At 41.7% G+C, this 26,295-nt stretch carries 27 protein-coding genes; 23 read left to right on the top strand and 4 right to left on the bottom strand.

Features of this window, described 5'->3' with window-relative positions:
• Positions 1-44: 44 nt before the first annotated feature.
• On the bottom strand, positions 45-527 hold the full coding sequence (locus EZV76_RS08070) for a GreA/GreB family elongation factor (RefSeq protein WP_136566035.1): 483 nt from the start codon (positions 525-527) through the stop codon (positions 45-47).
• Positions 528-926: 399 nt separating this feature from the next.
• On the opposite strand from EZV76_RS08070, the gene EZV76_RS08065 reads away from it, so the two are divergent.
• From EZV76_RS08065 to EZV76_RS08050, 4 genes are all read left to right on the top strand, one after another.
• Positions 927-1,547 carry an HPP family protein gene (locus EZV76_RS08065; protein WP_136566034.1) on the top strand — a complete coding sequence of 207 codons (621 nt, stop codon included), beginning with the start codon at positions 927-929 and terminating at the stop codon, positions 1,545-1,547.
• Between the two features lie 108 nt (positions 1,548-1,655).
• Positions 1,656-2,033 (top strand): hypothetical protein, encoded by a 378-nt coding sequence (locus tag EZV76_RS08060; protein WP_136566033.1) that lies wholly within the window; start codon positions 1,656-1,658, stop codon positions 2,031-2,033.
• A 233-nt stretch (positions 2,034-2,266) separates the two neighbouring features.
• Positions 2,267-4,186, top strand: coding sequence for a TonB-dependent receptor (locus tag EZV76_RS08055; RefSeq protein WP_161594395.1), 1,920 nt, complete (start codon positions 2,267-2,269; stop codon positions 4,184-4,186).
• A gap of 24 nt (positions 4,187-4,210) precedes the next feature.
• On the top strand, positions 4,211-5,065 hold the full coding sequence (locus EZV76_RS08050; protein ID WP_136566031.1) for a hypothetical protein: 855 nt from the start codon (positions 4,211-4,213) through the stop codon (positions 5,063-5,065).
• A 102-nt stretch (positions 5,066-5,167) separates the two neighbouring features.
• On the opposite strand, the gene EZV76_RS08045 is transcribed toward EZV76_RS08050, so the two are convergent.
• Positions 5,168-5,599 (bottom strand): RrF2 family transcriptional regulator, encoded by a 432-nt coding sequence (locus EZV76_RS08045; protein ID WP_136566030.1) that lies wholly within the window; start codon positions 5,597-5,599, stop codon positions 5,168-5,170.
• A 115-nt stretch (positions 5,600-5,714) separates the two neighbouring features.
• On the opposite strand from EZV76_RS08045, the gene EZV76_RS08040 reads away from it, so the two are divergent.
• From EZV76_RS08040 to EZV76_RS17190, 14 genes are all read left to right on the top strand, one after another.
• A complete protein-coding gene (locus tag EZV76_RS08040; RefSeq protein WP_136566029.1) occupies positions 5,715-6,227 on the top strand; it encodes a c-type cytochrome in 513 nt (170 codons plus the stop codon).
• A gap of 5 nt (positions 6,228-6,232) precedes the next feature.
• Positions 6,233-6,814, top strand: coding sequence for a fasciclin domain-containing protein (locus EZV76_RS08035; RefSeq protein ID WP_136566028.1), 582 nt, complete (start codon positions 6,233-6,235; stop codon positions 6,812-6,814).
• Between the two features lie 33 nt (positions 6,815-6,847).
• Positions 6,848-8,800 carry a Sec-dependent nitrous-oxide reductase gene (gene nosZ, locus EZV76_RS08030; RefSeq protein ID WP_136566027.1) on the top strand — a complete coding sequence of 651 codons (1,953 nt, stop codon included), beginning with the start codon at positions 6,848-6,850 and terminating at the stop codon, positions 8,798-8,800.
• A gap of 124 nt (positions 8,801-8,924) precedes the next feature.
• Positions 8,925-9,536, top strand: coding sequence for a hypothetical protein (locus tag EZV76_RS08025; protein ID WP_136566026.1), 612 nt, complete (start codon positions 8,925-8,927; stop codon positions 9,534-9,536).
• 11 nt (positions 9,537-9,547) lie between these two features.
• A complete protein-coding gene (locus EZV76_RS08020; RefSeq protein ID WP_136566025.1) occupies positions 9,548-9,979 on the top strand; it encodes a nitrous oxide reductase accessory protein NosL in 432 nt (143 codons plus the stop codon).
• An 18-nt stretch (positions 9,980-9,997) separates the two neighbouring features.
• Positions 9,998-10,297: a cupin domain-containing protein gene (locus tag EZV76_RS08015; RefSeq protein ID WP_236640888.1), complete on the top strand. Its 300-nt coding sequence runs from the start codon at positions 9,998-10,000 to the stop codon at positions 10,295-10,297.
• Positions 10,298-10,456: 159 nt separating this feature from the next.
• Positions 10,457-11,656, top strand: coding sequence for a nitrous oxide reductase family maturation protein NosD (locus tag EZV76_RS08010; protein WP_439107850.1), 1,200 nt, complete (start codon positions 10,457-10,459; stop codon positions 11,654-11,656).
• Positions 11,653-12,366 carry an ABC transporter ATP-binding protein gene (locus EZV76_RS08005; protein ID WP_136566023.1) on the top strand — a complete coding sequence of 238 codons (714 nt, stop codon included), beginning with the start codon at positions 11,653-11,655 and terminating at the stop codon, positions 12,364-12,366. Before EZV76_RS08010 ends, EZV76_RS08005 begins: the two co-directional genes overlap by 4 nt.
• Positions 12,359-13,141: an ABC transporter permease gene (locus EZV76_RS08000; RefSeq protein ID WP_136566022.1), complete on the top strand. Its 783-nt coding sequence runs from the start codon at positions 12,359-12,361 to the stop codon at positions 13,139-13,141. Before EZV76_RS08005 ends, EZV76_RS08000 begins: the two co-directional genes overlap by 8 nt.
• A 31-nt stretch (positions 13,142-13,172) precedes the next feature.
• Positions 13,173-14,372 carry a hypothetical protein gene (locus EZV76_RS07995; protein ID WP_136566021.1) on the top strand — a complete coding sequence of 400 codons (1,200 nt, stop codon included), beginning with the start codon at positions 13,173-13,175 and terminating at the stop codon, positions 14,370-14,372.
• A gap of 144 nt (positions 14,373-14,516) precedes the next feature.
• Positions 14,517-14,951, top strand: coding sequence for an RrF2 family transcriptional regulator (locus EZV76_RS07990; protein ID WP_136566020.1), 435 nt, complete (start codon positions 14,517-14,519; stop codon positions 14,949-14,951).
• Positions 14,952-15,001: 50 nt separating this feature from the next.
• Entirely contained in the window at positions 15,002-15,730 is a 729-nt protein-coding gene (gene ric, locus EZV76_RS07985; RefSeq protein ID WP_136566019.1) for an iron-sulfur cluster repair di-iron protein, read from the top strand.
• A gap of 71 nt (positions 15,731-15,801) precedes the next feature.
• Complete coding sequence (locus EZV76_RS07980; protein WP_236640887.1) at positions 15,802-16,149, top strand: hypothetical protein; 348 nt, start codon at positions 15,802-15,804, stop codon at positions 16,147-16,149.
• A 42-nt stretch (positions 16,150-16,191) separates the two neighbouring features.
• Positions 16,192-16,398 carry a hypothetical protein gene (locus EZV76_RS17190; protein ID WP_201741841.1) on the top strand — a complete coding sequence of 69 codons (207 nt, stop codon included), beginning with the start codon at positions 16,192-16,194 and terminating at the stop codon, positions 16,396-16,398.
• 566 nt (positions 16,399-16,964) lie between these two features.
• Here the strand turns inward: EZV76_RS17190 and EZV76_RS07970 are convergent.
• Positions 16,965-17,387, bottom strand: a complete 423-nt coding sequence (locus EZV76_RS07970; RefSeq protein ID WP_036386927.1) for an Lrp/AsnC family transcriptional regulator — start codon at positions 17,385-17,387, stop codon at positions 16,965-16,967.
• Between the two features lie 120 nt (positions 17,388-17,507).
• Between EZV76_RS07970 and EZV76_RS07965 the strand changes: the two genes are divergently transcribed.
• A complete protein-coding gene (locus EZV76_RS07965; RefSeq protein WP_136566018.1) occupies positions 17,508-18,227 on the top strand; it encodes a sulfite exporter TauE/SafE family protein in 720 nt (239 codons plus the stop codon).
• 127 nt (positions 18,228-18,354) lie between these two features.
• Here the strand turns inward: EZV76_RS07965 and EZV76_RS07960 are convergent, their stop codons facing one another.
• A complete protein-coding gene (locus EZV76_RS07960; protein ID WP_136566017.1) occupies positions 18,355-18,942 on the bottom strand; it encodes an RNA polymerase sigma factor in 588 nt (195 codons plus the stop codon).
• Between the two features lie 115 nt (positions 18,943-19,057).
• Between EZV76_RS07960 and EZV76_RS07955 the strand changes: the two genes are divergently transcribed.
• From EZV76_RS07955 to EZV76_RS07940, 4 genes are all read left to right on the top strand, one after another.
• Positions 19,058-20,209 carry a FecR family protein gene (locus tag EZV76_RS07955; protein WP_136566016.1) on the top strand — a complete coding sequence of 384 codons (1,152 nt, stop codon included), beginning with the start codon at positions 19,058-19,060 and terminating at the stop codon, positions 20,207-20,209.
• A 105-nt stretch (positions 20,210-20,314) separates the two neighbouring features.
• A complete protein-coding gene (locus EZV76_RS07950) occupies positions 20,315-23,818 on the top strand; it encodes a SusC/RagA family TonB-linked outer membrane protein (protein ID WP_136566015.1) in 3,504 nt (1,167 codons plus the stop codon).
• A gap of 12 nt (positions 23,819-23,830) precedes the next feature.
• The gene (locus tag EZV76_RS07945; RefSeq protein WP_136566014.1) at positions 23,831-25,228 is read left to right on the top strand and encodes a SusD/RagB family nutrient-binding outer membrane lipoprotein; all 1,398 of its coding nucleotides are present in this window, start codon (positions 23,831-23,833) and stop codon (positions 25,226-25,228) included.
• A gap of 65 nt (positions 25,229-25,293) precedes the next feature.
• Positions 25,294-26,211 (top strand): N-formylglutamate amidohydrolase, encoded by a 918-nt coding sequence (locus EZV76_RS07940; protein ID WP_136566013.1) that lies wholly within the window; start codon positions 25,294-25,296, stop codon positions 26,209-26,211.
• The last annotated feature ends 84 nt before the right edge of the window (positions 26,212-26,295 follow it).

Genomic DNA, 26,295 nt, shown 5'->3' with positions numbered 1-26,295 from the left:
ATTGCATTGGAATTGTTTCATACATTGTATTCCATTGGCATACTCTAGGATTCCAGCTCATTGGCCAGAAAAGTATCCTTGTTTCGCTTGAATAATTTCTTAAGTTCATTTTCGGATACTTCCAACGTTATTTTCCTGCCGCTCTGCTGCACATTTTCCAGTCGAAGCATCATAATGTTTCCCGGGACTCCAAATTTTACGATATCCCCTTCGGACAATCCAATTATCGATGCTCCCAAGCCACTTATCACTGAGATTTTGTTTTTCTTGGGGTTAACTTCATTGGGCGAAACCAACTCAAATTGTTCACGCCAACCCGAAGAATTGGTTAAAATGAACTGTGAATAGAGCCGTACAATATCCGATGGCATTTTATCTGCTTGAAGCACAATGGCGCCCTCCAAGTTCCCATCTAGGATTTCCAAAGCATTTTTATGCATGTAGTCTTCCAAGGAAGCGTTCAATTCCATAAACTTTTTAATCATCAAAAAGTCATGTTTTTCCAAAACCAGACTACCGTATTTCATGAAATTCCTTTTTGATTGAATTATTGACAATCCATCCTTCTTGTTCAGTGCCTTAATCGAATAGTTTGACCTCAATGCCAATCCATTGTGCCAAAAAAAGAGCAAACTGTATGCCTAATGAATAGAATATAAAGCAAATACATTCAACATTCTGTTTATCAGCTACTTAAATCATTTAAAAAATAAACAAGCCAATAGTCCTCCGGGGAATATTTACCCACTTGGGTAGAAATCGACCAAAAATCATAATAACCAACTGTGTTTAAGACACTTAGTCTTAGCACTATTTTACAGCCATTAACAAACGTTATTTCTGTAACAACAAAGGGATTCAATGCAGGTTAAAACTACAGGAAATGGCATTGCTCTGCCAAGCCTTCGCTGTATCTTTGGGCATCTATGCGGAACAATTTTAGACGGGGATATCGAATTGGAAGATATATAGTGTATAGGGAGACTTCCCTGAACCCTAAAGAACTCTTTTGGTCTTTTTTGGGCTCGTTCATAGGGATTGCTTGTATCGGGGTTATTCAGGGGCATTATCTGAACCAAACAGACAACATATTGATAATAGGATCATTTGGTGCCACTGGTGTTTTAATATATGGAGCCATCCACAGTCCATTGGCCCAACCACGAAACCTGATTGGAGGGCATGTTATTAGTGCTATTATTGGTGTTACCGTTAGCCAATTTTTAGGGGACATACTTTGGTTGGCCGCTGCCCTATCCGTTTCAATTTCCATCCTAGCCATGCAGTTGAGCAAGACCTTACATCCTCCAGGTGGTGCCACTGCCCTTATTGCTGTAATTGGTTCTGAAAAAATTATCGGTTTGGGCTATTGGTACGTTATCTTCCCTGTTCTCAGTGGGGTCTTTATCATGTTATTGGTGGCTCTTACCTTCAACAATCTAACTCCAGAACGGCGATATCCAGCAAACGGACGTTTTTTACGTTTGATAAGGTTAGTGGCAAAACCGGCATTGAATACCGTAAACAGAATGAAAAAAGCTTCCTGAGTCCATAGATACCAATCCTCTACCTGATATGGCAAAAAAAAGACTTTGTTATCCTCTTTATGACAATTATCATGTTCACACCCATGAGCCTTTTCTACTTTTGTCCCTATGAAGCACACTATTATTCTTTTGGTCGCTTTTTCGATGTTGGTCAAGCCTCTTTGGCCCATCATGGAGTACGTGGCCAACTATGAATATATCTCAGAAGTGCTCTGTAAAAACAAGAATAGACCAGAGTTGCAATGTAATGGTAAGTGCTACTTGGCAAAACAATTGGAAGAACAACAAAAAGATTCCGATAGAAATCCCTTTGGAGATCAACGGTCAAAAACGGAAGTCCAACCTATGGATTTCTTCCAACCTATACCATCCGTTGACCTGTCCTTACAATTCCAAACTTGCATAGCCCCCAGTGGTTATTATTATCAAGATTTACATACATCACTTTTTGTTAGAGACATTCCCCACCCTCCAGAGCAAGCCTGAATGAATTCGACGTACCCCTAAGGGAAAATTCCAATATTTTCCCAACTACTGGGTGCCCTTTATTTTTTTGAATTGATTCAAAACCTTTAACCATGAAATCGAATTATTCATTTCGGGTCAGGTCAGCTTGCATAAAATATCCGCTAGTTGTCCTTGGGCTTTGCCTAATGTTAATTTTTCAGTCAAAGCTCCAGGCCCAAGAACCCATAGAGTTCCAAACCTTGGATTCAATTTTGACAATAGATTTAAAGGAGGTCATTGTCATCTCATCCTTTAAAAGAAGTATTGAACACAAATCGCAACCAAATCCACTATCCACTTTGGATGAATATCTGGAATCCTCCAAGAAAATATCCATGGTCAAACGTGGTGCATATGCCTGGGATCCAATGCTCAATGATATGACCTCTGAGCGATTGTCCATTACCATTGATGGTATGCGAATTTTTGGGGCCTGTACGGATAAAATGGACCCTATAACATCCTATGTGGACGTATCCAATCTTTCGGATGTCCAGGTGAAAAGTGGACAACAAGGTGCCCAACACGGCAATGTAATAGGAGGAGCCATTGATATGCGCTTGGAGAAGAGCAACTTTAAACCCTTGGGCTGGACAGCTGCTGTGGAAACGGGTTACGAGACCAACAACACCTCTCAAATTGTGGGGGGAGAGCTCAATTACTCTGATGAAAATTTCTATTTGGATACCGATATCATTTATCGGAAGGCAGAAAACTATACCGCTGGTGGCGGTGAAGAGGTTGCCTTTTCCCAATATGAAAAATACAATCTGTCCGCCAATGCTGGGTACAAAGTCTCCGATGACCAAAAACTGTTAGCCAGTTTTATTTTTGACGAGGCCCGGGATGTAGGCTACCCTGCCCTGCCTATGGATGTATCCTTGGCACGTGCCTTTATTGGATCACTAAGTTGGGTGCAATCCAATTTTATTGGAAACCTTGAGAATTGGGAATCCAAGCTATATGCCAACACCATTACACATATTATGGATGACAGCCAAAGACCTGATGTGCCCATTCGAATGGATATGCCCGGTTGGAGTGACACCTATGGGTTTTATTCCCAGACCGAGCTCTCTTTTGATAACCATAGGTTTATGGGTAAAATCGATGGATTTTACAATCGTTCCTTGGCGGAAATGACCATGTATCCCAATAACCCCAATGAGCAGGAAATGTTCATGCTTACTTGGCCAGATGTACGGACGTTGAATACGGGTCTTTATTTGGAAGACAAAATTAACCTCAGCGACGGCATCCTAAAATTAGCTACTCGACTGGCCTACCAATCGTTTCATGTGGCGGATGATTTTGGACTGAACAGTCTTCGGATTTTCTATCCAGATATGGACCAAAGGCAAACACGCACACTAAAAAGTGTTTCAGCGCATTATCACAAACAGTTTAAGAAATGGCATGTAAACGGTGGTGTTGCCTATGGTGATCGTGCTCCTTCGGTTTCTGAGGGATTTGGCTTTTATCTGTTCAACAGTTTTGACAACCATGATTACATTGGCAATCCAAATCTCAAGAATGAGAAAGCCTTGGAGACCCGAATCAAGGTTACATTACCATTAGATAATCTGGAGCTTGGTCTAGAGGGCAATTACTTTCACACCAGGGATTATATCATTGGTGAAATTGACCCAACACTCAACGAAATGACCATAGGTGCCGATGGCGTTAAAGTCTATACCAATTTGAAACATGCCAACCTTTACAATGTCTCTATGGATATGGAATACAAGTTTACCTCTGAACTCAACTGGAGTGGACGGGTCTCTTATCACAGGGGCATAGACCACAATGGTCGCAATCTGCCCTTCATCAGTCCCGTTGACTACCGTTCCCAATTGAGCTATGCCCATGGAAGTTTTTCGGGATCAGTGACCTTATCCGGCGCAATGGAACAAACCAATTTCAGCCCCACTTTTGGGGAGGACCGTACATCTGCCTATACGTTACTATCCCTATCCTTGGGCAAGACCTTTTCCTTTGGTGGGAATACGCTGTATGTGAAGGCAGGAGTTGAAAACCTATTTGACACCTATTACTCAACGTATTCCGATTGGAACAATATACCCCGCATGGGAAGGAACTTTTTCATGACCTTATCCTATGCCATTAATTAATCCTAATTATTAAAATCAAAAACAATGAAAACTATAAAATCCTTAATCATATTGATTGCATTATCTGTTGGAATTACATCTTGCTCCGATAATAACGAAAGCCCAATGCCTGTAACTGAAAATCCATTGGAAGCTTATAATCTGACAAGTAGTTTTGAGGCCAATGGCCATATGTTGGAGCTATATTCTGAAAAAGAGGTTTTGACCACAGGTTACAATGAGCTATACCTCCAAATTAAGGACTTGTCAACCGGTGAATATATCCCCAATGCAACCATTAGCTGGAATCCCGTTATGCACATGACCCAAATGAGCCATTCCTGTCCAAAATCGGAGATTTCAGCAACAGAGGAAAAAACCGTCTATAAAGGCTTTGTGGTCTTTCAAATGGCCAGCAACGCTAACGAATATTGGGAGTTGAACCTAGAATACAGCTTTGGGGGCACTACCTATACCATCTCGGAAACCATAGAGGTCAACGCCCCAGCTGATGGCAAAAAAACGGTCAATGTATTCATGGGTGCCGATGATGCCCGTTATGTTTTGGCCATGATGCCACTTACGCCAGAAGTTGCTATCAACGACCTATCGGCCGTACTATTCAAAATGGAATCTATGATGAGCTTTCAACCTATAGAAAACTATACCATAAAGTTAGATCCCAGAATGCCAGGAATGGGCAACCATAGTTCCCCCAATAATGAGGATTTAATCTATGACGCCACTGCCGGTAACTATGCAGGCAAACTGTCCCTCACCATGACCGGTTACTGGAAAATCAACTTACAGCTGCTCAATGCCAATGATGAAATCTTAAAAGGAGAAAGTGTTACGGAAGAGAACGAAAGTAGCAGTTTGTACTTCGAGATTGAGTTTTAAAACTTGTTGTTTTTTAAAAGGTCATCCACAAATGGATGACCTTTTTAATTCCCGCATTTTCTAAATTAAAGATGCGGCAAGAGTTCGGTTGCAAAAAAGGAATCAAATGGGAAAAAACTCTTCTATATCCTGTTTTCCTTCCACCAAATCCAAAATGGTGGTATTCTGGAGTACTTTTATAAATTTTGATTTGTTCGCTCCCACCAATTTATGCAACACACAGGGATTATCCATATCACAGTCCTTGATTCCCAAAACACAGGACTTTATGCGCTTTTCCCCATCAATTACCCTAACAATATCCATAAGAGTCCGTTTTCGGTCTTCATCGCTCAAATAGAACCCTCCTTTAGGTCCTCTGGTGGAGGAAATGATATTGTGTCGTGACAGTTCCTGCAACAGTTTGGCCAAGTAAGCTTCAGGCACATGGATCATTTCAAAAATGTCCCTGACCATAATCTTTCGGTCCTCATTGGAGTTTACTGCTAAATAAAGTACTCCCTTGATGGCATATTTGGAGGAGTTGGAGAGCATGACATTTTATATTCAACAAAGATTAAAAGACATTTTTATCCTTTTCATGACTATTATCATGTTTTTAGTGTTTTACCCATGCTACTTTTGATACGAAATTTTAACCATTTATCACATGAAGACTATACTAAAAGGAATAACCTTACTCTTTACGCTCATCTTGATAAGCTGTGGCGGTAAGAAAGAGGAGAAAAAAGACGACGGTTTCAGTATTCAAAGGCAAAAGACAACAACAGAGCAGCCTGCTGAAACCCCTATAACCGATCAGGTCAAAGCTTCTGAACGTGTGGACATGTCCACGAAAGGTGTCGGCCCCATTAAGTCTGTTGATCTGGCACCTGAAATAGACCAAACTATGGCTGCCAAAGGCAAAGAAGTTTATGAGCAAATGTGTCTGGCCTGTCATAGGGTAGATAAAAAATTCATAGGCCCCGCCCCAAACGGAATATTGGAGCGAAGAACTCCCGAATGGGTCATGAACATGATCTTGAACCCCCAAGAAATGGTACAACAAGATCCTTTGGCCAAAGAATTGCTCCAAGAATTTAACGGTTCGCCCATGTCCAACCAAGGGTTGACCGAAGATCAGGCCCGTGCCATTCTAGAATATTTTAGAACCTTAAAATAATGCATATGAAATCAACCATCAAACTCAGTATGATGGGGCTGTTTTTGCTGCTCATGGTAGTCAGCAGTTGCAAACAAGGGCCCCAAAACGACACAACAGCTTCTGGCCAAAATGATACCGAGGCCATTCTGGAAAATAACAAGGGACAAGCTTTTATTGAAGACGATGGATCTACTCCCAACGTATTGCAAATAGCCATTGGTTCACCTGACCATAGTACGCTGGTCGCCGCAGTGCAGGCAGCGGAGCTTGAAAATGCCCTAGTGAATGCAGGCCCGTTAATGGTGTTTGCGCCTACCAATACAGCTTTTGATGCCCTACCTGAAGGTACCGTGGAAAACTTGTTGAAACCTGAAAACAAGGACGCATTGGCCAATATTCTCAAGTACCACGTTACTCCTGGCAACTATTCAAAGGATTTTTTGAAAAACTTCAAAAAATTGGGACAGGCCAATGATCAAAATGTCCCTGTTGAAATCAAGGGTGATGATGTTTTTGTTGGAGGTGCCAAAATAATTGCCAGTGTACCTGCCGGGAACGGTATTGTCCATGTTGTGGACAAAGTTATCCTTCCCCCAAAAGAATAAACAATACCATTAAAACGAATAAATCCTAACACAATGAAAATTTATAAAAAATTGATCATGTCCATGGGGGCTGTCCTGGTACTGGCTTCCTGTGGTCAACAAAACCAAAACTCAAACGGGGCCCTCTCGTCAAGTGCCGCCGAAAAAGTGTATGTTGCTCCAGGTGAGCAGGACGAATACTATGCTTTCCTTTCTGGTGGATACAGCGGTAACCTTACCGTTTATGGACTACCTTCTGGAAGGATGTTCAAGGAAATCCCCGTGTTCTCCCAATTCCCAACTTCTGGATATGGATATTCTGAAGAGACCAAGCCCATGCTTACTACATCTCATGGATTTGTACCTTGGGACGATGCCCACCACCCTGATATCTCCCAGACCAATGGAGAACTGGATGGACGTTGGATATTCATCAATGGCAACAATACTCCAAGGATTGCCCGTATCAGTTTGAGCACTTTTGAAACAGAAGAAATCATCGAAGTGCCCAATAGTGCCGGGAACCACAGTTCTTCATTCATTACCGAGAACACCGAGTATGTAGTAGCAGGAACACGTTTCTCCGTTCCCATTCCACAAAGGGATATGCCAATCAATGAATACAAAAGCAATTTCAAGGGATCTCTGTCCTTTATCAGTGTAGACCCAGAACACGGTCATATGGACTTGAAGTTTCAATTGTTGATGCCTGGGTTCAACTATGATCTTTCGCATCCCGGTCGCGGAAAATCTCACGGATGGTTCTTCTTTACTACCTATAACACAGAAGAAGCCCACACGCTTCAAGAGGTAAATGCATCCCAGAACGACAAGGATTTTATTGCCGCAGTCAACTGGAAGAAAATCGAAGAATATGTAAACAATGGTGGTGGTACCAAAATGCCAGCCAACTACGCCCATAATGTTTATGATGAAAGTACCCATATGGCAACCACCACCATGAAAAAAGAGGTATTGACGGTTGATCCTTTAAAGGTGCCCGGGGCTGTATTTTTCTTACCTACTCCAAAATCGCCACACGGTTGTGATGTAGATCCAACTGGGCAATACATCATTGGAAACGGTAAACTGTCTGCAGACTTGACCGTACACTCTTTTGACAAGATGATAGCGGCCATAGAAGGTGAGAAATTCGACGGTGAAGCCTACGGTATTCCAATCCTTAAGTTTGAGGATGTATTGGCTGGACAGGTAAAAAGTGGTGGCCTAGGCCCCCTTCATACCGAGTTTGACGGCAAAGGAAACGCCTACACTACCTTCTTTATCTCTTCTGAAGTGGTAAAATGGAAATTGGGTACTTGGGAGGTCATCGATAGAAAACCCACCTATTATTCTGTTGGACACTTGATGATTCCCGGGGGTAACTCAAGAAAACCCTTTGGCAAATACGTAGTGGCCATGAACAAGATTACCAAAGACCGTTATCTGCCCACTGGACCGGAAATGGAACACTCTGCACAGATCTATGACATTTCTGGTGAGAAAATGGAACTCATCTATGATTTTCCAACGCATGGTGAGCCCCACTATGCTGCTGGTTGCCCAGCTGAACTGTTGGCACCAAAATCAAAGAAAATCTATCGATTGGATGAGAACAAACACCCATACGCCGTAACATCGCCTACTGGTTCCAAAGTGGTACGCGAAGGCAACGAGGTCCACGTATATATGTCCACTATACGAAGCCACTTTACGCCAGACAATATCGAGGGTATCAAAGTGGGTGACAAAGTGTACTTCCACATCACCAACCACGAACAGGATTTTGATGTGCCACACGGTTTCTCTATCCTAGGTCAGAACACCTCCGAGCTTCTGATTATGCCAGGACAGACCAAGACTTCGGTATGGGAGCCCAAACAAGTTGGGGTATGGCCGTTCTACTGTACTGATTTTTGTTCTGCATTGCACCAAGAAATGCAAGGATATGTTAGGGTTTCCCCTGCCAATTCCAACATGGAACTGAAATGGTCTTTAGGTGAATAATCCCAATTGACCTACCATTGAACAAAGCGGGCTGTGTCCATGACCTGCCCGCTTTTCTTACAAATTGAAGTTCATCAACCCTTCAGAAAAAACACTCTCAATTTGTAACCCTTAAATCAAAAAAATGAAAAAGGCTAGTATACTAATGATCGTTGGCCCTCTCTTTCTATTGGGATTGTACATCTTTCCTCTTTGGAACATTATGTTGGGAGCGCCCCAGTACCCGGACCCCCTAGGGTTGAATATCCATATCAACGGCTTGCAGGGAATGAATGAATTTGACATTCAGAACATTGATGGCCTCAACCACTACATAGGAATGCAGACCTTGCCCAAAGTAGAAGATATGTGGGAATTTGGAACATTTCCCACCATCATTGGAATTATGGTGGCTTTAGGGGTATTGATCGGTATTTTGGGATATTTCAACAAAGTAGGCTATAAATGGTTTTTGGGATGGTTCATACTCATGTCCATTCTAGGGCTGCTGGGCATGTACGACTTTAATGCATGGATGATAGACTATGGAACCAACCTAGATCCCAATGCCATTATGAAACTGACCAACCCCGATGGAACTCCAATGACCTATAAACCACCCTTATTGGGACATGTGAAGATGCTCAATTTTGATGTGACCTCCATGCCATCCATAGGTGCTTGGCTCATGTTCGTGGGTATGATGCTTACTTTGGCGGCCAGCTACCTAGGGTGGAAGAATACTAAAAAACAATAAAAATACTTCTTATGAAACCATCTTTTATCTTCTGTTTTGCCATGCTTGGCTGTATCCTTGGATGCACCGTAGGTCCTAAACCTATTGATTATGGCCATGTAGGTTGTCATTTTTGCAGCATGACCATTGTGGACAAGCAACATGCCGCACAATTGGTCACCAAAAAAGGAAAGGTCTTTAACTTTGATGCGGTTGAATGCATGATGAACCACTTAAAAGATGAGGATGAATCTACCATAGCCCTGTTTTTGGTCAATGATTTTGACCAACCGGGCGAATTGGTAGATGCTACAGGGGCCACTTATTTAATCAGCGAGAACATTCCAAGCCCTATGGGTGCCTTTTTAAGTGCATTTTCGGAAGAACAGGCGGCCCAATTTGCGTTGGATGACAACGGTGGGGAACTTTTCACCTGGAATCAATTGAAACAAGAATACCAATAACTCCTAAAAACAACAATTATGTATATGATCGGAATTGATAACACCATTGCGCAACAACCTTTTCATGACCTACAGGTAGAGCAACTGGTTAAAAACCCGTCAATGGAAATCTTGAGTGTTAGTCTGGCCAAAGGTGCACTTTTTCCTAAACATTCGTCCCCAAAGGATGTGCATTTGTTTGTGCTGGAAGGTTGCATCGATTTTTATATCGAAAACCAGATCATTAATTTAACCTCCCAACAGCATTTTAGCTTTTCAAAGAATGTGGAACATTGGGTGTTGGCCAATGAGGATGCTAAACTCTTGATTATCCGATAAAAACGGTGGTTTCCAAATCCATCATGTTTAGGTATGTATTGGCAGAAATACCATCATTATAATCTTGCCTGTTTTGGTAGGTTTTAGTTCATAAAGCGGAGGTATACTATGAAAATCAAGAAAGAACATATAAAATTCATTTTGGGTTGTATTCTATTGATGGGTTTTCAAATAGGTATGGCAAACACCTGGACCGTTTGTGCTACCTGCGAGAACAATTCCATTAAGGAAACCATTGCGCGTGCTACTGATCATGACACCATACGCATTGAAAAAGGCACCTACAAAGAATTTGAGATTTTGGTGGATAAACCATTGGTCATAAAAGGCATTGGCTATCCTATTGTGGATGGAGAGAAAAAGGGTGAGATTTTTAAGATCACTTCGGACAATGTTACCTTGGATGGCCTTTTTGTTATTAACGTTGGGGTAAGCTATACCAAGGACAATGCGGCCATACGGGTGGTTCAGAGCAAAAACTTCCTCATTCAGAATATGGTGCTGGAACAGTTGTTTTTTGGCATTTATCTGGAAAAATCTTCCCATGGCAAGGTGTACCACAACAGGATTATTGGCCAGGCCGTGGACGAATACAATTCCGGCAATGGCATCCAACTTTGGTATTCTACGGATGTAGAAGTTAGCAAAAACCACGTGCAAGGTACCAGGGATGGCATTTATTTGGAGTTTTCAGACCGCATAACCATTACCGATAATACTAGTGTGGACAATCTTCGGTATGGGCTTCATTTTATGTTCTCGAACAATGATGTGTATTCGAACAATACCTTTGAAAATAATGGAGCTGGAGTAGCGGTCATGTTTTCCAAATTCATCACCATGAAAGACAACACCTTTCAAAAGAATTGGGGAACAGCGGCCTATGGCATGCTTTTGAAAGAAATCAATGATGCGGAAATCAGCGGAAACACCTTCGAAGAAAATACCATCGGCATCAATATCGAGGGGTCCAATCGCATTCAATACCACAATAACGATTTCATCAACAATGGTTGGGCCATTCGAGTAATCGGAGCTTGCTATACCAACAGTTTTACAGGCAACAATTTCCTGTACAATTCTTTTGACATTTCATACAACAGTAAACTCAACGACAATGTCTTTGAAGGTAATTTTTGGAGCAGTTATACCGGCTATGATTTGGACAAGGATGGTGTTGGTGATGTACCTTATAGGCCCGTAAAATTGTTTTCCTACATAGTGAACCGTACCCCTGAGACCATTGTGCTACTTCGAAGCTTGTTTATGGATATCATAGATTTTTCCGAACGGGTTTCCCCAGTATTCACCCCGGATGAGTTAAAAGACATTCGACCTTTAATGAAAATACGACCATGACCATAGAAATAGAAGACCTCCACAAGAAATTTGGAAAGAACCAAGTGTTAAAAGGAGTGGACCTCACCATTGACGAAGGCCATATTTATGCCATCCTAGGTCCCAATGGTTCAGGAAAGACCACACTGATCAAAAGCATTTTGGGCATGGTAATTCCAAATAAAGGACAGATCATGGTTTTGGAGAAACCCATTAAAAAGGATTGGAAGTATCGCAAGCAAATCAATTATCTTCCCCAGATTGCAAACTTTCCACCCAACATCAAGGTCAAAGAATTGATCCATATGATCAAGGACCTTCGGAACAGTGTCGCTGACGAAACTGAACTTATTACACTGTTTGGGTTGGAACCCTTTCTAAACAAAAAACTGTCCACCTTATCCGGGGGCACCAAACAAAAAGTGAACATTGTTTTGACCTTTATGTTTGATAGTCCATTGATCATTCTTGATGAACCTACCACTGGCCTAGATCCAAAGGCATTGATTCGGCTCAAGGAACTGATTCAAAAAGAAAAGACCCAAGGAAAGACTATTTTAATCACCTCACACATTATGCAGTTTGTGGAAGAGGTGGCCGATGAGATTGTATATCTTCTGGAAGGTGAAATCTATTTCAAAGGAAACATTGAAAAGCTTTTGAAGCAAACGGAACAAACCAATTTTGAACACGCCATTGCGACCATAACAAACATAGGAAGTCATGCTTAAAATACTGAAATACAGTTTTTACGACCTTATTAGAAGCCGTTGGAGCTACGTTTACTTTTTGTTTTACTTGGCCCTTGGGTTTGTTTTGCTTTTTTTGAACAACGACGTTTCCAAGGCCGTAATCACCTTGATGAATGTGATTATTGTCTTGATCCCTTTGATAGGCACCATATTTGGGGTGATGTACTATTACAATTCCCGCGAATTCACCGAACTTTTACTGGCTCAGCCCATCAACCGAAGGTCCATTTTTATGGGACAGTACTTTGGGGTAGCAGGCTCATTGACCATGAGTCTGGTGTTGGGTCTGGGCATTCCATTTGTTCTGTATGGGCTTTTACGAAGCAATGCCATTTTTGATTTTTCACTGCTATTGGTCACCGGGGCTTTCTTGACGTTCATTTTCGTTGGATTATCTTTTGTCATTGCCATATCCAACGAAAACAAGATAAAGGGTTTCGGCTATGCCGTTCTCTTATGGCTTTTCTTGGCCGTGGTCTATGACGGGCTGTTCCTGATGTCGCTCATCGTTTTTGAGGAATACCCTCTGGATACTTTTTCTTTGGTGGCTACAGCCCTCAATCCAATTGATCTTTCCCGTATCTTGATCCTGCTCAAATTGGACATCTCTGCCCTATTGGGCTACACCGGCGCCATTTTCAAGAAGTTCTTCGGTACTGACCTGGGCTTCTTGGTATCCATGGCCATTCTGTTACTTTGGACAGTATTGCCCATACTTGGACTGGGCCATAAAGCAAAACGGAAGGACTTTTAACACGGATGTGGCGAAGTTTCCATAAAATCAAATGAAAGAAAACCTATACCGTCAACATCTTGGAATTGCTGTATTGTACTTCAGTATTGCAGCGGTATTGGGCTTACTGCTTCGCTCCTTCCCTATTTTCTCCTTTGATTTCAACTACAAATATGTGGTTCATGCACATTCGCACATTGCTCTTTTGGGCTGGGTATATGTGGCCTTGACCACTTTGCTCCATTTTTGTTTTGTCAAGGATGTATCCAACACCACCTATCAACGAATTTTTTGGGGCACCCAAGCCACTTTGATCGGGATGCTCCTTACGTTTCCCTTTCAAGGTTATGCTCTCTTTTCCATTATTTTTTCCACCCTATTCCTTATAGCATCCTATACCTATACTTATTATTTCTGGAAGAACGTTATATCAAAACATAAAGAAAGTAATGGTTTAAAATGCATAAAAGCAGCGCTGATCTATATGGTTATATCAAGCTTGGGGCCGTGGGTCTTGGGGGCTGTCATGAGCACTTTGGGTGCCCAATCCATTTGGTACCGCTTGTCCATCTATTTTTACTTGCACTTTCAGTACAATGGTTGGATGTTACTGGCCTTGCTAGGATTGTTCCTGTTTGTTTTGGAGCAACGGGGGCGTATCATCCCCAAAAAGGGGTTTAGTCGCTTTTTTAAGATGATCAACCTCGGAATAATCCTTACTTTTTTCCTTTCCACCCTATGGACAGAGCCATCACCATGGCTGTATGTCCTTGGGGGAATTGGGGCAATTACCCAGATTGTTGCTTTTCTGCTGTATTGGGCACACACCAAAAACGGGATTGAAAAATTGTCTTTAACAAACCTTCAACGGCAACTACTCTATACCGTTGTGGTGCTTACATGTGTCAAGGTAGTATTGCAACTAATTACCGTTGTTCCCTACTTTGCCCTATTGGCGGCAAAGTATCTCGACTTTACCATTGGCTATTTGCACTTGACCTTTTTGGGGGTCATCAGTTTTGGGCTGTTCTTCTTTATGGACTATTTTGGCTTGGTACGAGTATCAAAATCATCCCACGCACTCTATATGGTAGGATTCTTGCTTACGGAAGTCCTGATTTTCTTCAAAGGGTTTTCGGCTTGGCTGCAATGGAACGTTTTTACTGGATATGCCCTAGCCTTGGTTCTTTGTTCCTTATTTATTTTTTTAGGATTGATGGTAATGGTATTTCATAATAGAAACAAACCATGATTCTTTTTTTAAACAATCTAGGAATTTAATATTTGTAATGGTTTTTAATTTGTCCTAACGTTTTACTGATGGAAAAAATAATAAAGGACAATTTTGTCTCAATTAAATTAAGCGTTATCTTTGTAATCTAAGAAACAATAATAGATGTTCTCAAAAGCATGTGAGTATGGTATTCGGGCGGCGGTGTACATTGCTATGCAATCTTTGGATGGCAGACGTGTAAGCGTCAATGAAATTGCTGAGGAAATTGATTCTCCCATGGCATTTACCGCCAAAATCCTTCAACAGCTCACCAAGAACAACATTATAGATTCCGTAAAAGGTCCAACAGGTGGATTTGAAATTGAGCGTGAAGCCATGGATACCGTAAAACTAAGCAAGATAGTGAAGGCCATTGATGGAGATAAAATCTATGTGGGGTGCGGATTGGGTCTAAAGGAGTGCAATGCAGACAAACCCTGTCCCCTACACGACAAGTTCGTAGATGTTAGATCCAATTTAAGGACCATGCTACAAAGTACAAGTCTGTACGAACTCGCCACAGGTTTGGAAGTGGGATTGACCTATTTGAAACGATAAAAAAATTTGAATTAATAAAGGATAAATTTATCCGAATTAAAATTGAAACTATGAACAGCACCATGGAAAAAACTATTGGGCAAATGGTAGCAGATGACTACAGGACTGCCCAGGTCTTTAAAGCGCACAAAATAGATTTTTGTTGCAAAGGAAACCGAACCCTATCTGAGGTCGCCTCCAAAAAGGGATTAAACTTAGAGGCTTTGCAAGAAGAGTTGGATACAATCAAAGACAAAAGCCAAGCAAGTCAACCGGATGTTGCTTCTTGGCCTTTGGACTTACTTGTAGATTATATTGAAAAGAAGCACCATCGCTATGTAGAAGAGCACATTCCCATACTCAATCAATATTTAGATAAGCTCTGCAGGGTACACGGGGAACGCCACCCGGAATTGTTCGAAATATTTGAACATTTTAAAGTATCGGCAGGGGAACTGGCCATGCATATGAAAAAAGAGGAACTTGTGCTCTTCCCTTGGGTTCGTAAAATGGTAGAGGGCATTGCTGATCGTGAAACCTTGGAAGCTCCTCACTTTGGTACGGTACGCAATCCTATTCAAATGATGATGCAGGAGCACGACAACGAAGGGGAACGTTTCCGTAAAATTGCAGCGCTGAGCCAAGATTACACCCCCCCTACGGATGCCTGCAACACCTATCGGGTAACATTCTCACTCTTGCAAGAGTTTGAGGATGATCTGCACAGGCACATCCATTTGGAAAACAACATTCTTTTCCCAAAGGCAGAAGCCATGGAGAAAAAACTGCTTTCCAATTGATTAGAAAATGGCGAAAAGCCCTATTAAAAGACACCATGCACTCAAGGGAGTGAACCATGAACACCATCAACATGAAACATTCATCAACAATACCCATGACTCATTCTGGAACTGATCAAAAATCCAGTAAATTGAAAAAATTCCATAAGCACCTGTTCCTGGAATTCAAAAAAGGCCAAATGGGCTATGCGACCATAGCCATCATAGGCCAAAGTTGCCTAGGTTCAGCTGCCGCCATGGTACTTTTAATATCGGAAATGGCCATGATCCCTAAAATGGTCCTGCTCTTTTTTGTCACCATTTTTTGTATGGCTTTCAATGGTGCGGTACTCGCCCAATTAAAACCTTTAACCACTTTTAATATTTTAATACTTAGTGTAGCATTTAGCACCTTGGTTATTCTTTTCCAGATAATTTAATCTGTTCGGCAACCTAGAAGTGCGGCTCAAGCCATTCAGACAATGTGGACTATACCACTTGGGTCATTGGGTATCTATAATGGGGACCTAATTTCAGTTGAAGTAAAAATAGGAGAGAGACTTGCCACCATTTCTGATAAAGAAATCAGTTATATGCCCGGCACTACAGGAAAAGCTGAAATAATTGTGGAAGATTTAAGGTTAATAGAACGCTTTTTCTATCAGCTAAGAAATATTTTTAATATGTAATCCAAACAAGCTCTATAAAATTGTATCCAGTATTTCTTTTTTCAATTTGTAGGTTTGGTATTTTTTTAAATAAGCCTGTACAACGTTCTGTGATGCATCAGTTCTTTCTCGTTTACAATCTTAAAGGAGTGTGTATGTTCCGTTGCGGCAAGCAATCAATTGCTTGAAAAAGTCATCTTAAAATTATAACATATGTGTAATGGTCTGATCCTGACAAAACACCTTTATATGATTTAAAATGATATGCCGAAAATACAAGCCACCTCAATTCATCATTATCAAAATCCATTAAGCCTTTAAAGGAAGGGACTAAATAAAAAAAGCTAGATTAAAAATCTAGCTTTTTTGTCGGGATGACTGACCTCTTGACGAGGCGCTAACCCATTAATATCCAGAATATTATGTCGATTTTCCCAAAATAGGACATCCCATAGGACATCTTCGTGTGAAATAATGATTTTCACGAGTTAAAAGTAAACAATTAAACTCAAATAAAATCAGTTAAATCCCCCAAATGCCATTTGCACAGAATTACACTGTGTTTTACACTACAATGAACTTATGAATTACAAGTTCTTTTCAATATCGGATAGAATCAAAAGGGTTGTTGGACTTCCATAATTGATCAGCCTGTCCACAAAGTCCTGCAAATGTTTTTGGTCCCGCAGAATTGCTCTAATATGGATATTATAAGGGCCTGTAATCCTATGTGCCTCCTCCACTTCAACAAAGTCATGGATTTCCTCCAAAAAATACTTTAGTTTTCCATCGAAAATCTTTAGAAGGATAAAGACCTCCATCCCATACCCCAACAAGGCATAATTGACCTTGAGACTGTACAATTCGATTATGCCTAAATCCTCTAGCTTCTGAATCCTTTCCCTCACAGATGAAGGTGAAAGTGAAATGATTCTGCCGATTTCGGCAAATGAATACCTAGAATTCTTTCTCAGAAGACCAATTATTCGGTTATCTATTCCATCAACCATCCTTTCAACGTTATTTTGGTCAAAATTATACTTATTCAATTAAAATACCCTGCATTTTCCAAATTTTCAATTTTAAAACCATTTTGCAACCCACTAGATTAGCCGTTTAATTTTTGAAACATGGATTTATTTTCACTTATCACATTGGCCATAGGTATTTTTGCAGGGTTTTATGTGCAAAGTGCCATGGGATTCGCAGGTTCTCTCGTGGCACTTCCCATCCTATTATTGAAGTTTCAATTACCGGAGGCCATTGCCTACATTTCCCTATTCTATGTATTTTCAAGTATTTTCCTGATTTACAGGGAATGGGTCTTCATTGATAAAAAGACAATCCTTGACCTTTCCATAACATCAATTGTAGGGGTTGTTTTAGGAATATTGGTCCTTTCATTTTCCAAGCCAATCTTTTTAAAAAGAATGCTCGGTGCCTTTATTCTTGCCTACGTGTTGTATTCCTTACTAGGTAAGCGAGAATTGAATCTGAGGAACGCAGGTATTCTAGGTATTGGAATTCTTGCAGGTTTTTTCTCAGGGGTTTTCTCCACTGGGGGACCATTGTATATCATCTGTGTGGAGAATAGGGTCAAGAAAATCAATGCCATAAGGGCCACGATGATTGGCATTTTGGGACTTGTTACCCTTACTAGAACACCAACCTTGGCCTTAAGTGGCATTCTAAATATTGAGCAATGTAAATACGCTGCAATTATTTTTCCCATTTTCCTTTTAGCCCAGTTTTTGGGTAGGAAAACTTTCAACATATCAGGAAAATCCCATTATAAAAAGAGCATCCTGTTTTTGCTAATGCTTTCAGGATTTTCATTGTTATTAAGATGAACCGCAAAATTCTCGTAATGTAAAAAATGATGAAAAAAAACCTTTAATACGTGACGGTAGGATTGTCAAATGTTTGAATTGGCCACAACCTTATCGCGGTTTATCAAGGTTAGGACCTATTTCCCTATCATTTTGATCTGAACCTGATTACGGTGAACAAAATTTGAAATTTCTCATACAACTTCTCCTTGAGGATTCTATAGGCATTGGAAAGATGGCCTTCCACGGTTTTGATGGAAATGTCCAGATAATCCGAAATTTCCGCATTGGTCAATCCTTCCTTTTTGCTCATGACCAATACTTGTTTACATTTCTTGGGCAACAAGGCAATCTCCCTATCCATCAGTTCAATCTTTCTGGATAGGTTTTCTTGGTAATCCTGTTGTGAGAGGGTTTCCATGGTCTCCGAATAGGTCCTCTCGAAAAAATAGGTTTCCTTTCTGTACTTTTTTACATGATCCAGGAATTTATTCTTCAATGAAAGGTAAAGCCATCCCCTAAGGACCGTTTTTGTATTCAAAGTTTCCCTTTTTTTCCATAGTCCAAAAAAAGCTTCTTGGACCAAATCCTTGGCCAACAATTCGTCCCTACATAAACTTTTGGCATAAAAAAAGAGTTCGTTGTAGTAAAGCTCAACAACCTTCTCGAATTCCTTTCGACTGCCCTTTTGGATTGAGATTAAATCAATATTTCCCCCGATATCATTGGAATCCATTGCACCTATCTTCTAAGTCCGATCAATATTATCAATATTTTTTGATTAAAACCAAGGGTTTGTCAATTTCAGATCGTTTCACAAATAACATTTTGGTAATCCGCATTTAACGATAATGAAAAATAAACATATCAAAAAAATTATTTTCAATTTCTTTGAAAACCCTTCAAACCCGGATGAATTTAAGCAATTGGCCCAATGGGTCAAGGACAATCCTTCTTCCTTTAAGGAATCGGCCGAGCTTCACTATTTGATCACACGGTCCCTAGGTCAGGAAAATGCCGAACAGTACAAAAAGGAATTACTTTCAAAATTTGACCTCTTGGTTCGATCCAAAAGAAAAAGAAGACAGGCTTGGTTGAGATATGCTGCCATTTTTATCGGGCTCATCGGAATATCAACATTGCTTTTGTTAAGAAACAATAGCTCAAAGACGGTTGGCCAACAGGAAGTCACCATTGTCCTGGACAACGGTACGACCAAGGAACTATCGAACAAGGATGCCTCAATTATCACGCGTTCAAACAATATCATTGCTGAACAGGATGGATCTAAGATTGTATACAAAAAAGTTAGCATTGAGAATGATGATTTGGGCGAACCCTTGGTATACAATACCCTCAACGTACCTTATGGGAAGAAATTCGAGATTGTGCTTTCCGATGGAACCCAGGTCTATCTCAATTCCGGTTCTTCCTTGACCTATCCCACAGCATTTTATGCTTCGGGACCAAGGGATGTAGAATTGACAGGGGAAGCATATTTCACGGTAGAATCCGATTCCTTGCGCCCTTTCAGGGTCAAAACAAGGGAGTTGGACACTAAAGTTTTGGGCACTCAATTTAACCTATCCAGCTATCCCGATGACGAAACCGTTCAAGTGGTCTTGGTCGAGGGCAGCCTCTCGGTCAAAAGGAGCAATGGTTCCGAAGCATCACATTTCCTTTTGAAACCGAACCAAATGGCATCTTATTCCATGGACCAAAAAGCGATACAGTTGACCGATGTGGATGTCAGCAGGTACATCGCATGGAAAGAGGGTGTCCTGTATTTTAAGAACGAAGATTTCATCCACATTACCAAAAAATTGGAGAGGCACTACAATGTGGCCATCGAAATAAGGGGGGACCTTCTTAAAAGTGAACGGTACACGGGTCGCTTCAAAACGGAAACTATTGAAGAGGTCCTACAAGGATTCCAAAGAATCAAGGATTTTGCCTATAAGATAACCAACGATAAAATAATACTAACTCAGAAAAACGACTAACGCCTATGAACTAAACCTAAAAAAGAACCAGGAATTGCGGGAACAATCCCTGGTTTTCAAACAATTCAAAAACTGAATGACCAATTTTTAAACCATATCAAAAGTATGAAAAACACACTATGCAAAAGCTATTTTAGTGCTAAAATAGATTTGAAAATGAAAATTTCCGCCCTGTTTTTATTGGTTGCACTGTTCCAACTCAATGCCAATAATTCATATTCTCAAAAATTCGTTTCGATGAAAATGGAAAATGCATCCATAGCATCCGTTTTCGAAAAAATTGAGGAGAGTACCGATTACAATATCCTATACAAAAATTCCACATTGGATTTGAACAAAAGGATTTCGGTGGATGTGGAAAAAGTTAAAATCGATATCCTGATGGACATTATCCTTGCCGAAAGCAATATTTCTTATGAAATCAGGAGAAAGTTGATCGTCCTTGTAGAAAAGGAAAATGAACCGGAAAAGATCAGCACCCAATCAGAAAAGGCATCGAAGCCAAATTTCATTAACATCACAGGAACCGTTACTGATGAGAACAACTCCCCCCTACCTGGGGTCAGTATTGTCATTAAGGGGACAATAAAGGGGGTCTCCTCCGATTTCGATGGAAACTATGCCATCGATGCCTCCCAAGGAGACATTTTGGTATACTCCTATATTGGTTACCAAACCAAGGAAATAACCGTAGGGAACAATCCCGTCGTCAATGTGACCATGGTCCCCAGTGTCAGTAATTTGGATGAAGTTATCGTAACGGCCATTGGTACCAAGCAACTAAAGGATGAATCAGGTTCCACAAGTTCCACTATCCAATCCGATAACATTGCCAAATCTGGGGAAGCCGGGGTTATCAATGCATTGGCAGGTAAGGCATCAGGGGTACGGATCGGCAAATCCAATGGTGACCCAGGGGCTGGATCTTCCATACAGATCCGCGGTGCGAACACCATTCAAGGTGCCAGTCAGCCTTTGATCATTTTGGATGGTATTCCCGTGAGCAATGACAATATTGGAGGCGTCACCCTCAGCCAACAATCGCGATTGGACGACATCAATCCAAAGGATATCGCCTCAGTTCAGATTTTGAAAGGTGCATCAGCTGCTGCCCTTTGGGGTTCCCGTGCTGCCAATGGGGTTATTGTGATTACTACAAAAAGTGGTCAATTGGGTCAAAAGCCAACCATACAATATACTTTTTCACAATCCTATGATTATATCAATGTAAGAACTCCTCTTCAGAACTCCTTTGGACAAGGACGTAATGGAGTTTTTAGTACTTCTTTTGCAGAATCCTGGGGCGACAAAATCACAGACCGCTCAGGTGAGCCCGATGACTTGGATACATCCGGAGCATCTTTTTTGTCAAGCACAACCGGCAATCGATATTATCCCGTAATTTCAAAAAACTCAAGAGAAACATTTACTGATAGTAATTATGACAAGGTTTTTCGTATTGGAACCTTTTCACAACACAATGTATCCGTAAATGGCGGAGGGCAAAGAGCCTCTTACTTTTTTAGTTATGAGAATTTGGATCAAAAAGGAATCATCAAAAATTATGATTACAAAAGACAAAATGTTAGGTTGAACACCAAGTTCCAAATGACAGATTGGTTGAGTTGGAACAATAGAGTATCCTTTACCAACACTAGATCGAATCGTATTGAACAGGCCGGGGAAACAACCAACGGTATCCTTTTAGGGCTTTTAAGGACCGCACCTGATTTTGATATTACAGACTATATCGGAACCTACACGGCATCCAACGGAGACATCATCACAAATCGACAAAGGTCCTATAGACGCCAATTGGGAGAATCTGAAAATCCCATTTACAACAATCCCTTATGGACCTTAAACGAACAAAAAGCACCCAATGATGTCAACCGTTTCATCATCAATCCCGAGTTGACCATTGACCCTGTCAATTGGCTAAAAGTCATTTTAAGGGGCGGTCTGGATTATTATACGGATGCAAGAAGTCAATTTTATCCAATCGGTTCGGCTAGTGGCCTTCGAAGTAGCGGGTATTGGAGTCAGACGGATATTAACAGTAAGGAGTTCAATTTAGATGGAATTATAGTTGCTACACATGACTTTAGCAATGATTTAGGGGTATCCGCCACGTTCGGTGTTAACTTCAATGATCGGAAAAGAGTTATCAATACAAATACAATAAGTCCTTTTGCCGTTGATTCAAGGTTACCCACACCAGATCTCAATCCAGATCAAGCGGCCAGTTCTTGGAATCGTAATCTTCAGCATATTCGCTCAAACCGTGGTTATGGTATTTTGGGAATAAATCTTTATGGTCAATTGTTTTTCAATTTTTCAGGAGCCTTGGAAGCCTCTTCAACCATAAAAGGGAGTTTTTTCTATCCTTCAGTAGACCTTGCCTGGCAGTTCAGTGATCTGGTCGGTTCCTCTGATTTCCTGAGTTTTGGAAAGCTTAGGGCAGCATGGGGAAAAGTAGGCATCCAACCGGCTCCCTATAAATTCGAGACTTTGGCCACTACGGGTTTTTCCTCTTTTGGTGGAAGTTTTATGGTCGATTCGGAAAAAGGAAATCCAAATCTGAAACCAGAGATTAAGACAGAGTGGGAAGTTGGTACCGATTTACGGTTCTTTAAAGACCGAGTGGGATTAGGGTTTACCTATTATAGAAATGAAACCAAGGACATCCTCTTTGCCGTCAAAGCCAATCCGAGTTCCGGTTTCAACTTTAACTATAAGAACGCCGCGGTCATCGAGAACAAAGGTCTTGAAGTCGATCTTACTGGCAAGTTAATCGAAACCGATGACCTCAAACTTTCGATCAACACCAATTACAACAACAACGAAAATATGGTTGTGGATATTGCTGGAGCCGAAACCGTGGATATTGGAGGAACATCAAAAGCCGTCAAGGGATATCCGATGAGTTCCTTTTTCTTGCCAGGAACCCTAAGAAATGAGGACAATAGTTTGGCTTTGGATGCCAACGGTTTTCCACAATTGGATACGGAAAGCCGCGTACTCGGAGATCCAAATCCCGATTGGAGGGGAGGCATCGGCATGCAACTAAACTTTAAAGGTCTTGACTTCAGCTTCTTGTTCGAACATTCCCAAGGTGGCGATTTCATTAATAGAACACGAGTGGTATTATATGGGTTTGGCGTACACAAGGATGTAGCCCAGGAGGTTACCCTAACAGAGGACCTTGTCAATGTCAATGGAGATGTAATCCTAGCCGGAACCACGGTAAGGGGGAACATTGCCGACTTTGGTGGTGGGGATGTCCTGTTGGATGAATCTTGGTATCGCGGTATCGGAGGTGGCCTTGGTTTCAACAAGACCAATGACCTGTTCATCGAGGATGCCACGTGGACCAAGCTCCGTAACGTGACCCTTGGGTATACATTTTCAGGCCTTAAGTTGAGTAAAAAACTGGCACTGGATTCCTTCCGGATATCGGTGACAGGGCGGGATTTGATCCTCTGGACCGGAATCAAGGATGTAGACCCAGAGACCAATAACTATGGCGTCAGCAATGCCTTCGGAATGAATTACTTCAATAATCCTGGAACACGCTCGGTTCTTTTCAACGTTCAAGCCAATTTCTAAAACTTAATAATCATGAAATCAACATATATACAAATTCTTTTGATTTTCACGGCTTTCGTTTTTTTTGGTTGTGAAAAAATGGTCGATGATCTCAATGAAAATCCCAACCAGTTAACCCTGAATGATATCGACCCAGGCCTTTTCCTAAACGGCGCGGAGCTTTCGAACATTGGAATCCAATTGGGCGCCTATAGCAGGATGGCGGGGTATTGGTCGGGACAACTGGTCGGCTTTGAACAAGTGGAACTGGAACGGTTCCAATACAATGTCGCTAACAATACCTTTGATTGGGATGGGTACCAAAGTGTATTGACCCCAGTGCGGGTGATACAGGAAAGAGCATCAGACAACCCCCTATTATTGGGTATCTCCAAGGTGGTAGAGGCCCATTTGGTGGGCACTTATGCTTCCTTGTTCGGAGATATCCCCTATTCACAAGCATTGAGCGATATAGAAAACCCTGAATTCGATGACCAACTCTATGTTTTTGAACAGTTACAGATACTGTTGGACAGTGCCATAGCAGATTTGGAGGGTGCTGCCGGTTTTGGGGTTTTGGAGGATTACATCTTCCAAGGTGACCGCGACAAATGGCTCGAATCCGCATGGACCCTGAAAGCTCGTTACTTTATGCATACCAAAGCGTATGGCGAAGCCTATAGTGCAGCCTTGAACGGGATTTCCTCTAGCAACAACAACATGATGTTCAATCCCCTTGATGTTACGGGGCAAAACGCCACCAAAAACAAATACTACATTGTTTTGGCCAGTGGTCCGAACACAGGGACCGGGGACAGTTATTTGATGCAGCTCTTGGACGATACCAGTGGAATTTCCCGGAACAATGCCAAGACCGATGAAACGGCAAGGCGTATGTATTATGTTATCGACCAATCGGATGCGGACGGAAATCTGGGTGTGGCACAGGAACTGGAGCCGCAACCCATGATAACATTTCAGGAAAATATGCTCATATTGGCAGAAGCCGGTGCCCGTACCCAAGGTTTCGAAATTGGTTTGGGACATTTGAACGAGTTGCGTGCCTTTTTGAACACCGGTAGTTTTCTAAATTCGAATTTTTCAGCAGAACCCTATTTATATGACGCTTATGTAGCCGGGGACTTCGATTCCGGTGGCATGGAGAATATGGACGGAACAGACCCGGAAACCGCCTTGCTCAGAGAAATCATCGAAGAACGTTATGTTTCAGGGTTTACGACCTTCATGCCATTTGATGATGCACGCAGGTTAAAGAAGAATGATTCGGACGTAGCGGTGCCTTTTCCTTTGAACGTACCGACCAGTACACAAAACGTGGAGCGTATGTTGTATCCCCAGGACGAGGTCCTTTCCAATCCAATGGCCCCGGCAGACCCTGGTTTATATGAACCTACCAAGGTCAATCAATAATTGAAAAATTAAGTCACCGAAAAATGCATAGGGATCTATTTTTTCAAGGAAAGATTGGGAAAAACATGCTCATTTGCCTTCTAGTTGCCACTGCACTTCTTCAAGTGCAGTGCGCTGGTGGCAAAAGCACATCGGACGGTTCGGACAAAAAGGCTTTGTCCGAAGGCCGGAAAATATTCGAGGACAGCTGGCTGGAAACCGTCAAGGGCAACATCCCTTTGGTCATCAGTGCCCCACATGGGGGCACCATATCTCCTGAGAAGATCAAGGACAGGGATTGTGGCGCGAAGGTAATGGACAACAATACGGTCGAGCTCGCACTGGAAATAGAGAATGCGTTCAAGGTCCATGGCAAAAAACCATACCTGGTCATTGCCCGATTGGCAAGGAGTAAGATCGATTTTAACCGGGACCTGGAGGAGGCCACCTGTGGAAACCCACAAATGGAGTATACCTGGAGACAATATCACAAGCATATCGAGGAGGCCTTGGATGCGGCCATCAAAAAATACGGATATGTGATGTACATCGACCTTCACGGCCAAAGCCATAAAGTAAAACGTTTGGAGTTGGGGTACCTACTTAGGACACCTGCCCTCACGGAACTAAGGGAAGGGGAAAGTTCCGAGTCTGAAATTGGCGGAAACACTTCGGTACGGAACCTATTAAAGGGTAACCCACAATTGGGACTCAACCAACTCTTGACCGGGGAAAACGCTTTCGGAACCCTTATGGAACGAGCCGGTTTCCCTGCGGTTCCAAGCCAAGGCGACCCCTATCCCAAGGAGGGCGAGCCCTACTTCAACGGAGGATATAACACTAGAAGATATACCGCTTACGACCACCCCAAAGTTTTCGGGATGCAGATAGAGGCCAATTTCCAAGGGGTCCGTGACAGTGAGGAGAACCGGAAAAACTTTTCCAAAGCCTTTGCGGAATCCATCACTACTTATTTGGACTTTGTGGAATCCTATATGGACTGAAACAAAATTCAGTGCCCGGGATTTTTCCCTAGAGGCAATAACTGACCGATAAGCCGGGAAGAATCCAGTACAATAGGGTTTACA

It is taken from the genome of Flagellimonas alvinocaridis (assembly GCF_004916895.1).
Taxonomy (GTDB): Bacteria; Bacteroidota; Bacteroidia; order Flavobacteriales; family Flavobacteriaceae; genus Flagellimonas; species Flagellimonas alvinocaridis.
Note: the sequence above shows the minus strand (reverse complement) of the source record. Positions and strands in the feature narration are given on the sequence as shown.

Bases quoted from the DNA above. Each gene is read 5' to 3' on its own strand.
- EZV76_RS08070 (WP_136566035.1), bottom strand. From the start codon at position 527: ATGAAATACGGTAGTCTGGTTTTGGAAAAACATGACTTTTTGATGATT.
- EZV76_RS08065 (WP_136566034.1), top strand. From the start codon at position 927: ATGCGGAACAATTTTAGACGGGGATATCGAATTGGAAGATATATAGTG.
- EZV76_RS08060 (WP_136566033.1), top strand. From the start codon at position 1,656: ATGAAGCACACTATTATTCTTTTGGTCGCTTTTTCGATGTTGGTCAAG.
- EZV76_RS08050 (WP_136566031.1), top strand. From the start codon at position 4,211: ATGAAAACTATAAAATCCTTAATCATATTGATTGCATTATCTGTTGGA.
- EZV76_RS08045 (WP_136566030.1), bottom strand. From the start codon at position 5,599: ATGCTCTCCAACTCCTCCAAATATGCCATCAAGGGAGTACTTTATTTA.
- EZV76_RS08040 (WP_136566029.1), top strand. From the start codon at position 5,715: ATGAAGACTATACTAAAAGGAATAACCTTACTCTTTACGCTCATCTTG.
- EZV76_RS08035 (WP_136566028.1), top strand. From the start codon at position 6,233: ATGAAATCAACCATCAAACTCAGTATGATGGGGCTGTTTTTGCTGCTC.
- nosZ (WP_136566027.1), top strand. From the start codon at position 6,848: ATGAAAATTTATAAAAAATTGATCATGTCCATGGGGGCTGTCCTGGTA.
- EZV76_RS08025 (WP_136566026.1), top strand. From the start codon at position 8,925: ATGAAAAAGGCTAGTATACTAATGATCGTTGGCCCTCTCTTTCTATTG.
- EZV76_RS08020 (WP_136566025.1), top strand. From the start codon at position 9,548: ATGAAACCATCTTTTATCTTCTGTTTTGCCATGCTTGGCTGTATCCTT.
- EZV76_RS08015 (WP_236640888.1), top strand. From the start codon at position 9,998: ATGTATATGATCGGAATTGATAACACCATTGCGCAACAACCTTTTCAT.
- EZV76_RS08010 (WP_439107850.1), top strand. From the start codon at position 10,457: ATGGGTTTTCAAATAGGTATGGCAAACACCTGGACCGTTTGTGCTACC.
- EZV76_RS08005 (WP_136566023.1), top strand. From the start codon at position 11,653: ATGACCATAGAAATAGAAGACCTCCACAAGAAATTTGGAAAGAACCAA.
- EZV76_RS08000 (WP_136566022.1), top strand. From the start codon at position 12,359: ATGCTTAAAATACTGAAATACAGTTTTTACGACCTTATTAGAAGCCGT.
- EZV76_RS07995 (WP_136566021.1), top strand. From the start codon at position 13,173: ATGAAAGAAAACCTATACCGTCAACATCTTGGAATTGCTGTATTGTAC.
- EZV76_RS07990 (WP_136566020.1), top strand. From the start codon at position 14,517: ATGTTCTCAAAAGCATGTGAGTATGGTATTCGGGCGGCGGTGTACATT.
- ric (WP_136566019.1), top strand. From the start codon at position 15,002: ATGAACAGCACCATGGAAAAAACTATTGGGCAAATGGTAGCAGATGAC.
- EZV76_RS07980 (WP_236640887.1), top strand. From the start codon at position 15,802: ATGAAACATTCATCAACAATACCCATGACTCATTCTGGAACTGATCAA.
- EZV76_RS17190 (WP_201741841.1), top strand. From the start codon at position 16,192: ATGTGGACTATACCACTTGGGTCATTGGGTATCTATAATGGGGACCTA.
- EZV76_RS07970 (WP_036386927.1), bottom strand. From the start codon at position 17,387: ATGGTTGATGGAATAGATAACCGAATAATTGGTCTTCTGAGAAAGAAT.
- EZV76_RS07965 (WP_136566018.1), top strand. From the start codon at position 17,508: ATGGATTTATTTTCACTTATCACATTGGCCATAGGTATTTTTGCAGGG.
- EZV76_RS07960 (WP_136566017.1), bottom strand. From the start codon at position 18,942: ATGGATTCCAATGATATCGGGGGAAATATTGATTTAATCTCAATCCAA.
- EZV76_RS07955 (WP_136566016.1), top strand. From the start codon at position 19,058: ATGAAAAATAAACATATCAAAAAAATTATTTTCAATTTCTTTGAAAAC.
- EZV76_RS07950 (WP_136566015.1), top strand. From the start codon at position 20,315: ATGAAAAACACACTATGCAAAAGCTATTTTAGTGCTAAAATAGATTTG.
- EZV76_RS07945 (WP_136566014.1), top strand. From the start codon at position 23,831: ATGAAATCAACATATATACAAATTCTTTTGATTTTCACGGCTTTCGTT.
- EZV76_RS07940 (WP_136566013.1), top strand. From the start codon at position 25,294: ATGCTCATTTGCCTTCTAGTTGCCACTGCACTTCTTCAAGTGCAGTGC.